The organism is Streptomyces sp. NPDC058157 (assembly GCF_042884105.1).
Taxonomy (GTDB): domain Bacteria; phylum Actinomycetota; class Actinomycetes; order Streptomycetales; family Streptomycetaceae; genus Streptomyces.
The window spans coordinates 1-13720 of sequence record NZ_JBHVUQ010000186.1; the positions used below are offsets into that span (position 1 = coordinate 1).

At 74.5% G+C, this 13720-nt stretch carries 9 protein-coding genes and 2 pseudogenes; 3 read left to right on the top strand and 8 right to left on the bottom strand.

The features are described from left to right. The 7 genes and pseudogenes from ACFVXK_RS31170 to ACFVXK_RS31200 form a co-directional block, all read right to left on the bottom strand. Positions 1-1317: pseudogene (locus tag ACFVXK_RS31170) on the bottom strand (hypothetical protein); the annotation flags it as partial. Continuing rightward, a complete protein-coding gene (locus tag ACFVXK_RS31175) occupies positions 1314-2450 on the bottom strand; it encodes a lantibiotic dehydratase C-terminal domain-containing protein (RefSeq protein ID WP_389618182.1) in 1137 nt (378 codons plus the stop codon). The gene ACFVXK_RS31175 and the pseudogene ACFVXK_RS31170, both read right to left, overlap by 4 nt. A gap of 71 nt (positions 2451-2521) precedes the next feature. Next, on the bottom strand, positions 2522-5437 hold the full coding sequence (locus ACFVXK_RS31180) for a lantibiotic dehydratase (RefSeq protein ID WP_389618185.1): 2916 nt from the start codon (positions 5435-5437) through the stop codon (positions 2522-2524). A gap of 97 nt (positions 5438-5534) precedes the next feature. Beyond that, positions 5535-5720 (bottom strand): thiazolylpeptide-type bacteriocin, encoded by a 186-nt coding sequence (locus tag ACFVXK_RS31185; RefSeq protein ID WP_385531070.1) that lies wholly within the window; start codon positions 5718-5720, stop codon positions 5535-5537. Between the two features lie 398 nt (positions 5721-6118). Beyond that, on the bottom strand, positions 6119-6472 hold the full coding sequence (locus ACFVXK_RS31190) for a zinc ribbon domain-containing protein YjdM (RefSeq protein ID WP_389618190.1): 354 nt from the start codon (positions 6470-6472) through the stop codon (positions 6119-6121). An 82-nt stretch (positions 6473-6554) separates the two neighbouring features. Then, positions 6555-8000: a glyceraldehyde-3-phosphate dehydrogenase gene (locus ACFVXK_RS31195; protein WP_389618193.1), complete on the bottom strand. Its 1446-nt coding sequence runs from the start codon at positions 7998-8000 to the stop codon at positions 6555-6557. A gap of 68 nt (positions 8001-8068) precedes the next feature. After that, positions 8069-9028, bottom strand: coding sequence for a LysR family transcriptional regulator (locus tag ACFVXK_RS31200; protein WP_389618196.1), 960 nt, complete (start codon positions 9026-9028; stop codon positions 8069-8071). 144 nt (positions 9029-9172) lie between these two features. On the opposite strand from ACFVXK_RS31200, the gene ACFVXK_RS31205 reads away from it, so the two are divergent. Together ACFVXK_RS31205 and ACFVXK_RS31210 are read left to right on the top strand one after the other, a co-directional pair. Then, positions 9173-12682 carry a M28 family peptidase gene (locus ACFVXK_RS31205; RefSeq protein WP_389618199.1) on the top strand — a complete coding sequence of 1170 codons (3510 nt, stop codon included), beginning with the start codon at positions 9173-9175 and terminating at the stop codon, positions 12680-12682. Between the two features lie 183 nt (positions 12683-12865). Continuing rightward, positions 12866-13321 carry a GNAT family N-acetyltransferase gene (locus ACFVXK_RS31210; RefSeq protein WP_389618202.1) on the top strand — a complete coding sequence of 152 codons (456 nt, stop codon included), beginning with the start codon at positions 12866-12868 and terminating at the stop codon, positions 13319-13321. 10 nt (positions 13322-13331) lie between these two features. On the opposite strand, the gene ACFVXK_RS31215 is transcribed toward ACFVXK_RS31210, so the two are convergent. After that, positions 13332-13607 carry a hypothetical protein gene (locus ACFVXK_RS31215; RefSeq protein WP_389618205.1) on the bottom strand — a complete coding sequence of 92 codons (276 nt, stop codon included), beginning with the start codon at positions 13605-13607 and terminating at the stop codon, positions 13332-13334. Positions 13608-13627: 20 nt separating this feature from the next. On the opposite strand from ACFVXK_RS31215, the pseudogene ACFVXK_RS31220 reads away from it, so the two are divergent. Further along, positions 13628-13720: pseudogene (locus tag ACFVXK_RS31220) on the top strand (ATP-binding cassette domain-containing protein); the annotation flags it as partial.

The window sequence follows — 13720 nt, forward strand, 5'->3', positions numbered from 1 at the left end:
CCCGGGCAGTGCGCAGGCGGCCAGCGGGACGGGCAGCTGTCCCAGGTCGGCCGGATCCGGCCCCGGCAGGATCCCGCAGCGCCCGTCGGCGAGGGCGTCCAGCCGCCGCAGCGCCTCGCCCAGGGTCCGGGCGGGCGCCAGGCCGGTGCGCCGGTCGGGGTCGAGACGTTCGGGGCCGAGCCAGGTGCGGTAGTCGGCGCGCAGCGGCCGGGCGTCGGCGAGGAGCACGGCGGGCAGCCCGCCCAACAGCCGCTCGTCGCCGCCCTCGGCCGCCGGATCCGCCAGCCCGGCGACCGCGCACAGCAACCGGTGCGCGGCGGCACCGGCGAGCAACGACAGGAAAGCGGCGACCCCGGAGCCCCCGGCGCCCCCGGCGCCCCTGACGGCCCAGGAGCCCCCGGCAGTCCCGGCGTCCCCGGCGGACCCGGAGCCCCCGGCGGGCCCAGCAATCCCGACCTCCCCGGCGGACCCGGAGCCCCCGGCGGGCCCAGCAATCCCGACCTCCCCGGCAGCCCCGAAGTCCCTGGCAGGCCCAGCAATCCCGACCTCCCCGGCAGCCCCGAAGTCCCCGGCAGGCCCAGCAGGCCCGGCAGTCCCGACCTCCCCGGCGGCCCTGAAGCCCCCAGCAGCCCCGGCAGGCCCGACCTCCCCGGCGCCCCCTGCGCCCCTGGCGGACCCGGAGCCCTCGGCGGGCCCGAAGTCCCCGGTGGCCGCCAGGCGGGCCTCCAGGGCCCGGGCGTCGGAGCGGGCCTGGGCCGGGCTGCCGGGGGCGGTGGCGTAGCCGCCCGTGCCGGACCGGCCGGCTGCGACCGCCCGGTCCGGGCCGGCGCCGTGGGCGCGGAGCAGGACCCGGTCCCCGGGGAGGTCCGGGTCGGCGGTGTACGTGACGGGCAGGCCGCCGTCGGCCAGTGCCCGTCCGGCCGCGCGGGCCAGTGGGGCGTCCGGGTCGCCGGCCAGCACCTCGGCGCGGGCGGCGGAGAGTGCGGCAGGCCGGCCGCCGCTCTCGGCGAGCCACTGCCCGACCGGGCCGGGCGCGACGTCCTCCGTGGTCAGCAGGTCGTGCTCGGCCAGCTGCCGCAGCAGGGTGTCCAGTGCCCGGCGCAGCGCCGACCCGGGCTCGATGCCGTCGAGGAGGTCTTCGAGCCCGCCCTCCCGCAGCGGTTCCTCCAGCAGCCGCCACAGGGCGGGCAGCGCTTCGCTCCCCTCCAGGGTGAGGCTGCCGCCCCGGCCCCTCAGGTGCAGGGCGGCCCGCAGCGGGGTCACGGCCACCCCGGGGCGCAGCCTGCGCACGGTCCTCGGACGCGCTGCGGTGGTCATGCCCGGCCCTCCACGGTGTCCACGGCCGCGGCGAGTTCCGCGCGCCAGTCGGTGCCGGTCAGTCCGGGAACGGCGCGGACGACCAGGTGGGCCGCCAGGTAGCGCTCCAGCGGGCGGACGTCGCAGATGGCGAGGAGCCGGTACAGGGCGTTGGTGCAGGCCCGGTAGACCAGGTACCCGGGGTCGCCGAACAGCTCCCCCTGCGGGTCGGAGCGGCTCAGCAGCCGGTGGAACTCGCTGTAGCGGGTGCGCAGGCCGTGGTCCCAGCGCTCCGCCGTGGCCGCGTCCCCGGTGGCCTTGGCCCGCGCCGCGTACTCGGGCGCGGCGCCGTGCAGGTCGGCGCCCGCGGCGTGGCGGCTCCGTGCCAGGCGCCAGGCGCCGGCGGAGTAGTCCGCCCAGGCCCGCTCCCAGCCCAGCGCGCCGCCGCCGGCGATCCGCCCGACGAGGGCGGTCACCGCTGCGTCCGCGGCCTCGCCGTGGCGTTCGAAGCGCTCCCGCAGCCGGCCGTCGGGGTCCTCGTGGACCAGGAATTCCTCCAGGTGGGAGACGTACGACCAGTGGCCGCCAGCGAGGCCTGCGGGGTGGGCGCCCGCGTGGGCGGCGAGCGCGGTCACCGCGAGCCGGATCCGGGCCCGCTCGCCGTCGCCGTGCTCGCCGAGGAAGCCGGCGCCGGCCCGCAGCGCGCCGAGCCCGGCCCGCAGCAGGTCCTCGCGCAGGGCGGCGCCGTCCTCACCGAGCAGGCCGCGTACGGACGAGCGGTCGACGGTCTGGATCCGGACCGTGTTGTCGGGCTCGATCGGCCCGTAGGGCGGGGGCACGAGTTCGGCGCGCCCGGCGAGGGCGGCCCGTTCGAGCAGCTGCGCCTCGGTGAGGTCGCCGTGCGAGGGGTGCTCGCGGAGCCAGTCGCGGAGCGCGGACGCGGCGGACTCGGACGCCTCCCGCACCTGCCGGGCCGGGCCCTGGAGCCGCAGCCGCAGGTGGGGGCCGTGCAGCCAGTGCCGTTCCACGTGGGCGGCCGTTCCGCGTGCCGCGCAGGCCTCGGCGAGCGGGAGCAGGGCTCCGCGCAGCAGGGGCGCCTTGTCGGGGTGGTGGTAGTAGACCACCACGTCGAGGGCTTCCTCGTGGGTACCCATGCGCACCGCGCTCCCGTCCTCGCTCCGCTTCGTCGTCCCTCGTCGGTCCGTCGCCCCGTCGCCCGGTCCCCTCATGGCCGCCGCCCGGTCCGGTAGACCTCCAGGACGAGCTCGACCGCGCGGGCCGGGGCGTCCAGCCCGCCGGGGGCGGGCAGGGCCTCCTCCAGGACGGCGCCGCCGTCGTGGCGGGAGAGCCATTTGGGCAGGCAGCGCAGGTGCAGGGCGTTGCCGAGGTCCACGAGCTGCGGTTTGGGGCGGCCGAGCCGGTTCAGGAGGTCCTCGGCGGCGTGCCCGCCGGGGGCGGCGGCGACCGGGTGCAGGAAGACCTGTTCGGGGAGGTCCAGGGCCGCGCGCCAGCGGGCCGCGGCCTCCACCGGGACCGGTCCGCCGGCCACGAGGTCGGCGCGCAGCCGCTCCAGGACGTCGGGCGGCAGCAGCCAGCGGCGGCGGCGCAGGACCACGTCGCGGTGGCGCAGCCTGGGCCGGTGGAGGACCTGGCCGCCGCCCGGTGCGGGGCGGGTGCCCCGGGGGACGAGGGGGCGGAAGTCGACCGCGCCGTGCGGCTGGTCGGCGAGGTGGGCGCCGAGGCGGCGCGGCAGCAGGACGGGCGAGAGGAAGCCGGGGTAGAGCACGTCGAGGAGTTCGCCGGTGCCGCGCAGCCGGATGCGCACCTGGTCGGCGGTCTCGTCGTGGACGAGTTCCAGGTCGGCTTCGCCGAGGGAGGCCCAGCGGCGGTCGGGGCCGATCTCGTCCGGGACGAGGAGGGGGTGGAGGTTGGCGTTGAACCCGCCGACGGGGCGGATCTGGGCGGCGCGCGCGCCGGGGCCCAGGGCGCGCCGGATCTGCCGGGACACCTCGGCGGTGGCGTCCGGGGCCAGGGAGTCGAGGAAGCGGCTGGTGAAGCGGCCCCAGCCGCCGTAGACCTGGTTGACGCAGAGCCGGCCGGTGCGGGGGTCGCGCTGGAGGAAGTACGCGTAGCTGAGCGGGCGTGCGAGGGCCCAGTCGGGCAGCCGGTCGCCGAGGCCCTTGAGCAGGTCGGGGGGCAGGACGACCTCGTGGGCCCGGTCGGGGTCGCCGTCGACGGCGTCCCGGAGGGCCGCCACGGCCTCGGCGCGCAGGTCCGCCAGGGCGGCGGTCCCGGTGGGGAGGGGGTCGGCGGGGTCGAGGGCGGCGAGCCGTCCGGCGGCCTCCCAGGCGTCGGCGATGTCGGCGCCGAACTCCCAGGGGTTCGGGCAGCGGCCGCCGGGGCCGTAGCGGGCGACGAAACGGTCGCGGACGACCCGGCGCAGGAGGTGTCCGAGGTCGAAGAGTTCCGCCAGTGCGGTGACCTCGCCGAGGGTCTCGTGGTCGCCGGAGTCGAGGAACCCGTCGAGGTCGACGGGGCGCGGGGCGACGACGTCCTCGGAGACCGCGCTGAGCGGGGCGGACACGGCCGGGACGGGCCGCCCGGCGGCGGCCAGCGCCTCGGCCCATCGCCGGGCCAGACCGGCCAGCAGCGCGGGACGGTCCGCGGCGGGCGCTTCGGCGAACGCCGCGGTCATCCGCGCGATCTCGTCGAGCCGGGCGGCATGGGCACCGTCCTCGACGGCGCGGGCGCCGTGCCCGACGGGAGCGCCGTCCCCGGCAGAGGCACCGTCCCCGGCGGGGGCGTCGACCGCGGCGGAGAGACCGTCCCCGGCAGAGGCACCGCCGAGGGCAGGGGCACCACCCCCGGCGGAGGCACCGCCGAGGGCAAGGGCACCGTCCCCGGCGGAGGCACCGCCGAGGGCAGCAACGCCGTCCCTGGCAGAGGCACCGTCCCCGGCGCGGCCGGCGCCCCCGGCGGGCGGGCCGTCGAGGGAGCGTAGCCAGTGCGCGAGGTGGCCCAGGGGGTCGGGGGACTGTGGTGGGACCGGGGTCCCCGGCACCAGCAGGCCCGCTTCCGCGAGGCGGTCGAGGAAGCCGGCCGCGGCGGCCCGGCCGTCGCCGTCGCCGCCGCCGGACCCGGCGAGGGCGGCGGCCAGCAGCCCGGTCAGCTCCTCGAGCGGTACGGGCTGCTCGGCCCGTTCGGTGACCAGGCCCAGCGGGCCGGTGGCGGGCAGCTCGGCCTCGTCCTCGGCGGCCACGAGGTAGCGGCCCCCGGCGAAGGCGGTCCGGTCTCGGGAGTACGCCGCCCGCCCGCCGCCGGTCCGGGCGGTGCTGGTGATGCGGTGGGGCAGGGCGGCCCTGCGGTGCGGGGCGTCGAGGAGGGCGAGGGTGAGCGCGGCGGTGAGGGTCCGGCTGGGCTGCACGACCGCGTGCAGGGGGCCTTCGAGCAGGGGCTCCCGGCCCCAGGCGGGGACGGCGCGGCCGGAGGTCCGCGGCAGGGGGCCCCAGCCGACCGCGGTGAACCAGGACAGCGGGCTGGTCTTGGTGCTGGCCCGCAGGGCGTACCGCAGGACGGCGGCCTCCTCCTTGCGGGCCTTGCGGTCCTGTGCGCCGGTGCCCGCCCGTTCCACGGCCCGCAGCAGGTCGGCGCTGGTGAGGGCGACGGCCTTGGCGAGGGCAGGCTCGCGGCACAGGGCGGCCAGGGCGGCGCGTTCGGCGGCCAGGGCCCGTTCGGCGGCGGGGGCGAGCTCGGCGAGCAGCGCGGTGCGGCGGGTGCGCAGGTCGAGCCAGGAGGCGAGCCGGGGCAGGCGCTCGGGGAGGTCGCCGAGGCGTTCGAGCAGGGCGGGGCGGGGTTCGCGTCCGTTGTGCAGGGCGCGGCGCAGCGGGAGGACCACGTCGCGGTGGAGCTCGGCGGGGTGGCCGGCCCGGCTGGCGTACAGGTCGTCGCAGAGCGGGGCGGCGTCCTCCACGAGCTGCCGGTCGATCCGGTGGAGCCGGGCGAGGAGGGTGCGGAAGCGGGCGGCGTCCGGGCTCTGGGCCGGGTGGGTCAGGACGGTGGCGCGGACCAGCGCGTACGGCGCGGACCGGACCCGGTGGCCGCCGGTTTCGGCCCCGGCCGGGGTGCGGTGTGGCTGCGGCATGCTGGTCCCCCTCCTGTGGCTGTGGCGTGCGGCTTCCCGCCGCGCCCACAGGAGGGGGCGGCGGGAAGCCGGTCTGCGTCGTGGACGTGCGCGACGGTCAGCCGAACGGCGTCTCCATGTCCCCCTTGCCGCAGGAGGAGGAGGCCTGGCAGGAGCAGGAGCCGGAGGAGGCGCCGCCCTCGGGCAGCGCGACGGTGTCCCGCATGGCGGTGACGGTGAGGTCGCCGAGGTCCAGGTCGAGGTCCTCGAAGCCGAACTCGGGGGTGCGCGCGGTGTCGGACATGGGTGTCTCCCTCGGGTGGAAGCGGAAGCCGAAAGGTGCACTGAGCGGAATGTCCGCAGGCCTGCGCAACGACGCGGGCTGTGGACGGGAATGCCGGATGTGCTCGGATTTCGGCCCGGCCGGATATCGATCCCGTCCGGCTCTTTCTGTCGGCCGATCCGGAACTCAGGATCACCCGGCCGCTTGAAGGGCCGCTAGAGCCCGGATCCAGCCGCGCTTCCGAACCCGTACGGCTCCTGGCTCGTTCCCGTGGAAATCAGCGCCCCACGGGGGCCCGTTCACGGAGTTCAGGCCACTCCGGCCGGAACGCCACCCGTGGAAGCGGCCCCGGACATGACGACGCCCCCGTCCACCGGGGGGTGGACGGGGGCGGAAGTCGGTGGGATGTCAGGCGGAAATCAGCCTTTCCGCACCACGCTCGACTTGAGCTGCATGGAGCCGAAGCCGTCGATCTTGCAGTCGATGTCGTGGCCGTCGACCCCGTCGACGAGGCGGATGTTGCGGACCTTGGTCCCGGCCTTGATGCCGGTGGGGTGACCCTTGACTTTGAGGCCCTTCACCACGGTCACGGAGTCGCCGTCGGCGAGCACGTTGCCCACGGCGTCCTTGACCACCCGCTCCCCGGGGGTGTCGCCGGAGTCGGCGGCGGGGGTCCACTCGTGCCCGCACTCGGGGCAGACGAGCAGGGCGCCCGTCTCGTAGGCGTACGCGCCGGAGCATTCGGGACAGGGGGGAAGTGCGGTGTCGTTCACCCCGCCAGTCTAGGCAACGCGGCGGTGCCCCGCCGACGGCTGTCGACGGGGCACCGGAGCACGCTCTGCCTGGTGGGGCCGGTCAGGCGACCGGGACCGGGTAGGTCGGGTACTCGACGCCGGACACGTGCTGGACCACACGGATGACCTGGCAGGAGTAGCCGAACTCGTTGTCGTACCAGAGGTACAGGATCGCGTTGTCACCGTCGACCTTGGTGGCGCCGGCGTCCACGATCGAGGAGTGGCGCGAGCCGACGAAGTCCATGGAGACGGCGTCGGGGGCGGTGGTGAAGTCGATCTGGCGCTTCAGCGGCGAGTGCAGGGAGACGCCGCGGAGGTACTCGAGGACCTCGTCGCGGGTGGTCTCGCGGCCCAGGCGCAGGCTGAGGATGGCGATCGAGACGTCCGGGACGGGGACGCGGATCGAGCTGCCGGTGATCGGCGCCTTGAGGTCGGGCAGCGCCTTGGCGACGGCGGAGGCGGCGCCGGTCTCGGTGATGACCATGTTCAGCGGCGCGGAGCGGCCGCGGCGGTCGGCCTTGTGGTAGTTGTCCAGGAGGTTCTGGTCGTTCGTGAACGAGTGGACCGTCTCCACGTGGCCGCGCAGCACGCCGTACTCGTCGTCCATGGCCTTGAGCGGCGGGACGATGGCGTTGGTGGTGCAGGAGGCGCAGGACAGGATCTGCTCGTCCGGCTTGATCGTGTCGTGGTTGACGCCGTGCACGATGTTCGGGACGTCGCCCTTGCCCGGGGCGGTCAGGACGACCTTGTCGATACCGGGGCGCAGGTGCTTGGAGAGGCCCTCGCGGTCGCGCCACTTGCCGGTGTTGTCGATGAGGATGGCGTCCTTGATGCCGTACGCCGTGTAGTCGACCTCGGAGGGGTCGTTCGCGTAGATCACGCGGATCGCGTTGCCGTTGGCGATGATCGTGCTGTTCGCCTCGTCGACGGTGATCGTGCCCTGGAACTGGCCGTGGATCGAGTCGCGGCGCAGCAGGGAGGCGCGCTTGACCAGGTCGGCCTCGCCGCCCCCGCGGACGACGATGGCGCGCAGGCGCAGGCCGTTGCCGGAGCCGGCCTTCTCGATGAGCAGGCGGGCGACGAGGCGGCCGATGCGGCCGAAGCCGTAGAGGACGACGTCGCGGCCGGAGGAGCGCTCCAGCTTGTTCTCACCGGTGGCGCCGGAGACGGCCTCGGCGGTGAAATCGGCCACGGAGAGTCCGCGGTCGTCGCTGTTGTAGTTCGCGGCGAGCATGCCGATGTCGATCTGCGACGGACCGAGATCGAGGGCGGCCAGGGCCTGCAGGAACGGCATGGTCTCGGTGACCGAGAGCTCCTCGCCGTCGATCTGCCGGGCGAACCGGTGGGTCTTGAGGATGCTGACCACCGACTTGTTCACCAGGGAGCGGCTGTGCAGCAGGATCGTTACATCCCGCTCGCGGTGCAGCTTCCCGATGATCGGGATCATCGACTCCGCGATCTCCTCGCGGGTCTTCCAGTTGCTGAACGAGTCCTCGTTGACAGTCACAGAGTTATCTTTCGAGCTAGGCGGCGCTCATATGGTAACCCGACTGGAATCCGCCCCCTCGGCAGGGGTCAGCCGAGGCTCGGGTGGGCTTCCGGGTGGGCGTCCCACCATGTCCGGTGGAAGGCGTTGTTGTCCACGTTCGCCAGATACGCCTCGACCGCCGCGCGATGGAGCAGCTCCCCCTGGCGGGCCGAGACCGAGGCCCGGTTCCAGGCCAGCCGGATCCGGCCGGTGACCGGGGTCCCGGCCAGGGGCCGCATGACCGTGCCCGGCACGGCGGGGGCGGTGGGCTGGCTCAGCGAGATCGCCCGGCCCGCCGCGATCAGGTCGTGCTGCATCTTGCGGTCGGCGATGCGGTGGCGCAGCGAGGGGGTGAAGCCCGCCTTGGCGCAGGCCTCGGCCAGGGCCTCGGGGCCGCCGTCGTCGTCCTGGACGAGGGTCATCCACTGCTCGCCGGCCAGGTCGGCCAGGTCCAGCCGGGCACGGCCGGCCAGCGGGTGCCGCTCGGACATCCGGATGCAGAACGGCTCCCGGGGCACGACGGTGCGGGCCTGGACGCCGCCGGGCAGCGGGACCTCGTAGTCGTTGACCTCGCCGTAGACGATGGCGTCGTACCGGCCGGCGCCGAGCATCCGCACGAGGGTGGTCACCGAGTTCTCCAGGTCCACCGTCACCTCCCGCCCGGCCAGGGCCAGGTCGGTGCGCGTGAGCAGGCCGTCCAGCAGGACCAGCAGGATGCAGCCGAGCCGCAGCGGCACGTCCGCCGACAGCGCCCGGGCCTCGGCGCCCAGGGCGTCCATCTCGCCGAGCACCCGGCGGGCCTTGGCGAGGACGAAGTGGCCCAGCGGGGTGGGCTCCACCCCGCTGCGGCCGCGCACGAACAGCTCGCCGCCCGTGACCCGCTCGATCCTGCGCAGCTGGGCGGAGAGCGCGGGCTGGGAGACCCCGAGCCCGCGCGCCGCCGCGCCCAGACTGCCTGCTTCCGCTATCCGGCAGACGGCTTGCAGGTGCCTCAACTCCAGCTGCATCCCGGCAGCTTACGAACGGCGGCCCCAACGCACCATAACGCGGGCCTTATGCCCGCAGGGATGTCCCAATCTCGCCATGTCCACGCCCATACTCGGCGGCGGCGTACAAGCCAGACACCCCCCACACACGATCGGAGTGGACTCGTGCAGCCCACCAGATGGACGGCGTCCGTGGCGGCCTTCGCGCTGACCGCGAGCCTCGCCGGCGCACTGGCCGGCACCGCGTCGGCCGCGCAGCAGCCGGATCCCGTACCCCCGCGGCCCTCCCGGGCCGACCGGGCCGTGGCCGCCGCGGACGCGGCCGTCCGCAGCGGCCTGGACAGCCTGGTCAACCAGCCGCAGCAGCAGTACGACCGCCGCCTGGTCACCCCCTGGGTGCAGGACCTGTTCTCCGTCGCGTACGAGCGCAGCTACCGCGGGCTGCCGGTCGTCGGCGGCGACGCGGTCGTCCTCGCGGACGGCGAGGGCAAGGTCCGCGCCCTCCAGTCGGCCTCCTCGACCGTGATCGACGTGTCGGTCACCCCGACCGTCACCGCCAAGGCGGCCGAGTCCTCCTCGCGGGCCGAACTGGCGAAGGTGGACAAGGTCGAGAGCAGCCGCCTGGTGGTCCGGCTCAAGGACGACAAGCCGGTGCTGGCCTGGGAGACGGTCCTGACCGGCTCGACGAAGACGGCGCCCAGCCGGATGCACGTCTACGTGGACGCCCGGACCGGCAAGGTCGTCGACCGCTGGGACGAGGTCGTCGCGGGCACCGGCAACAGCAAGTGGAACGGTCCGAACCCGCTGGCGATCGACACCACCGCGTCCGGCGGCACGTACTCCCTGCGCGACCCGAACCGCCCGGGTCTGAGCTGCCAGGACTACGGCACCGGCACCGTCTTCTCGAAGTCCTCGGACTCCTGGGGCACCGGCAACCCGACCTCCAAGGAGACCGGGTGCACGGACCTGATGTTCGCCGCGCAGAAGCAGTGGGACATGCTCCGCCAGTGGCTCGGCCGCAGCGGCGTGGACGGCAACGGCCGCAGCTTCCCCGGCAAGGTCGGGCTGAGCGACCTCAACGCGTACTGGGACGGCAGCTCCGTCACCATCGGCCACAACAGCGCCAACGAGTGGATCGCCGGCATCGACGTGGTGGGCCACGAGTACGGGCACGCCATCGACACCAACACCCCCGGCGGCACCAGCGGCCAGGAGTCCGGGCTGGGCGAGGGCACCGGCGACATCTTCGGCGCGCTGACCGAGGCCTACGCCAACGAGCCCTCCCCGTACGACACCCCCGACTACACCGTCGGCGAGATGATCAACCTCCAGGGCCGGGGCCCGATCCGGAACATGTACAACCCCTCGGCGGTCAACAACGACCCGTCCTGCTACAGCTCCTCGATACCGAACACCGAGGTGCACGCGGCCGCGGGGCCCCTGAACCACTGGTTCTACCTGCTGGCCGAGGGCAGCAACCCCGGCGGCGGCAAGCCGAGCAGCAGCACCTGCAACCAGTCCACGGTCACCGGCGTGGGCATCCAGAACGCCGGCAAGGTCTTCTACGGCGGCATGCTGCTCAAGACCAGCAGCATGTCGTACAAGAAGTACCGGACGGCGACGCTGAGTTCCGCCAAGTCCCTCGACGCCTCCTGCGACCTGTTCAACAAGACCAAGGCCGCCTGGGACGCCATCAGCGTGCCCGCCCAGTCCGGCGACCCCACCTGCTCCCCCAGCGGACAGGGTGACTTCTCGCTCACCCTCAACCCGGCCTCGGGCAGCGTGCAGCAGGGCGCCTCGGTGACCACCACCGTCGCCACCAGCACCACCACCGGCCAGGCCCAGCAGGTCACCCTCTCCGCGAGCGGCCTGCCCGCCGGGGTCACCGCCTCCTTCAACCCGGCCACCGTGCAGTCCGGCCAGTCCTCCACCCTGACCCTGACCGCGAGCTCCACCTCGGCCCCCGGCCCGTCCACGGTCACCGTCAAGGGCCAGGGCGCCACCCTCGCGCACACCGCCGACTACGCCCTGACCGTAGGCGGCGGCCAGCCCGACCCCACCACCCCGCCGGACATCAGCGCGGCCAACGTCCAGGCCCACCTGAACCAGCTGGGCACCATCGCCTCGCAGAACGGCGGCAACCGCCGCGCCGGCAGCGGCGGCCACACGCAGTCCCTCGCGTATATCAAGGGCAAGCTCCAGGCCGCCGGCTACACCGTCAGCGAGCAGTCCTGCACCTCCTGCACCTACCCCTCGAACAACCTGATCGCCGACTGGCCGGGCGGCCCCGACGACCAGACCGTGATGTTCGGCGCCCACCTCGACAGCGTCTCCGCCGGCCCGGGCATCAACGACAACGGCTCCGGCTCGGCCACCCTGCTGGAGAACGCGCTGGTCCTGGCCCAGAAGAACCCCACCATGACCAAGCACGTGCGCTTCGCCTGGTGGACCGACGAGGAACAGGGCCTCAACGGCTCGAAGTTCTACGTCGGCCAGCTCGGCAGCGCCCAGCGCGCCGCCATCAAGGGCTACTACAACTTCGACATGGTCGGCTCGCCCAACGGCGGCTACTTCATCAACAACCTCAACTCCACCACGGCCGCGCCCCTCAAGGCGTACTGGACCTCGCTGAACCTCGCCCCCGAGGAGAACACCGAGGGCCAGGGCCGCAGTGACGACTACTCCTTCCAGCAGGCGGGCATCCCCACCTCCGGCTACGCGGCCGGCGCCAGCGCTCGCAAGACCTCGGCGCAGGCCTCGAAGTGGGGCGGTACCGCGAACGCGGCGTACGACTCCTGCTACCACAGCGCCTGTGACACCCCGAGCAACATCAGCGCCACGGTCCTGGACCGCAGCGCCGACGGGGTCGCCTACGCCATCTGGAAGCAGGCCGTCGGCAGCGGCACCCCCGCCTCCGACTTCTCCGTCGCCACCTCCCCCGCCGCCGGCACCGCCGCCCCGGGCGGCAGCGTCACCTCGACGGTGAACACCACCACCGTCAGCGGCAGCCCCCAGAACGTCGCCCTGACCGTCTCGGGCGCCCCGGCCGGCGTCACCGCCTCCGTCAGCCCGTCCTCCGTGCAGTCCGGCCAGTCGGCCACCCTCACCGTCCAGGTCGCCGCGGGCACCGCCCCCGGCACGTACACCCTGACGGTGACCGGTACCGGCACCGCCACCCACAGCACCACCTACACCCTGACCGTCAGCGGGGGCGGCGGCAGCTGCACCCCGGCCCAGGTCGTCGCCAACGGCGGCTTCGAGAACGGCGCGAGCCCCTGGAGCACCACCTCCGGGGTCATCACCAACCAGGCCGGGGAGACCCCGCACTCCGGCGCCTACATGGCGTGGCTGAACGGCTGGGGTTCCCCGCGCACCGACAGCGCCTCGCAGTCGCTGACCCTCCCGGCCGGCTGCTCCTCGGCCCGCCTCGCCTTCTACCTGCACATCGACACCGACGAGACCGATCCCGCCGTCTACGACACGTTCACCGTCTCGGTGGGCGGCCAGACCCTGGAGACCCTCTCCAACGCGGACGCGGGCTCCGGCTACACGCTCAAGAGCTACGACGTCTCCCAGTTCGCCGGGCAGACCGTCACCCTTCGGTTCCAGGGTGTGGAGGACCAGTCCCTCCAGACCTCCTTCGTGGTCGACGACGTCACCCTCCAGGTGAGCTGACCGACCCCGCGGCACCCCCAGGGGCCCGGTCCGGCGCCACGCCGGACCGGGCTCCGCCGCGTCCGCCCCCCCCTGTCCACGGCGTAGCGGAGCGCGCCCGGCTTTGGACACGGCGGCGCATCCGAGGCCGGGGCGCTCCGGCAGGATCGGTTCCCCGTACACCGACCCCGGGAGACACCGCACATGTCAGACATCTTGGTCCGCGCCGCCCAGCCCGGTGACTTCGACCAGTGGCGGACCCTGTACCGCGGCTACGCCGACTTCTACGGGGTGGAGCAGACCGAGGAGGCCGCCGCGACGGTCTGGGCCTGGATCAACGACCCCGCGCACGAGACGGGCGCCCTGGTCGCCGAGGACGCCGCGGGCCGGCTGCTCGGCCTCGCCCACTACCGCCCGTTCGCCCGCCCGCTGTCCGCGACGACCGGCTGCTTCCTGGACGACCTGTTCGTGGCCCCCGAGCACCGCGGCTGCGGCGCGGCCGACCTGCTGCTGGGCGCCCTGGGCGAGCTCGCGGCGGAGCGCGGCTGGAGCGTCGTGCGGTGGATCACCGCCGACGACAACCACCGGGCCCGGTCCAAGTACGACCAGGTCGCCACCCGCACCATGTGGGTCACCTACGACATGGCCCCCGGCCGCTGACCGTCCCCCCTCATCCCCCGTCGGCGGCGTCCGCGCAGGCGGGGCAGACCCGGTCCGCGTACGCCTCGGGGTACCAGGGCGAGCCGGGGTGCTCGGAGGGCCGCCAGGAGGCCGTCTCCATGGCGAAGGTGTCCTTGCCGCAGAGGGTCCGCGGGCCGCGCACGTCGTGCCGGCCCGGGGCGGTGGACGCCGCGTGCACGCGCAGCACGTCCCCGGGCGCGGGCTCCCCGGCGGGGTGCGCCGCACCGGGCCGGTCGTACTCGTACACCACGACGGTCTCGCTCATACCTCCGACGATAGGCGCCCTACTCGGTGGACGCGGGCGAGACCCTCGCCGTGCTCGGCGAGTCCGGTTCCGGGAAATCGGTGACGGCCCAGGCCGTGATGGGGATCCTCGAC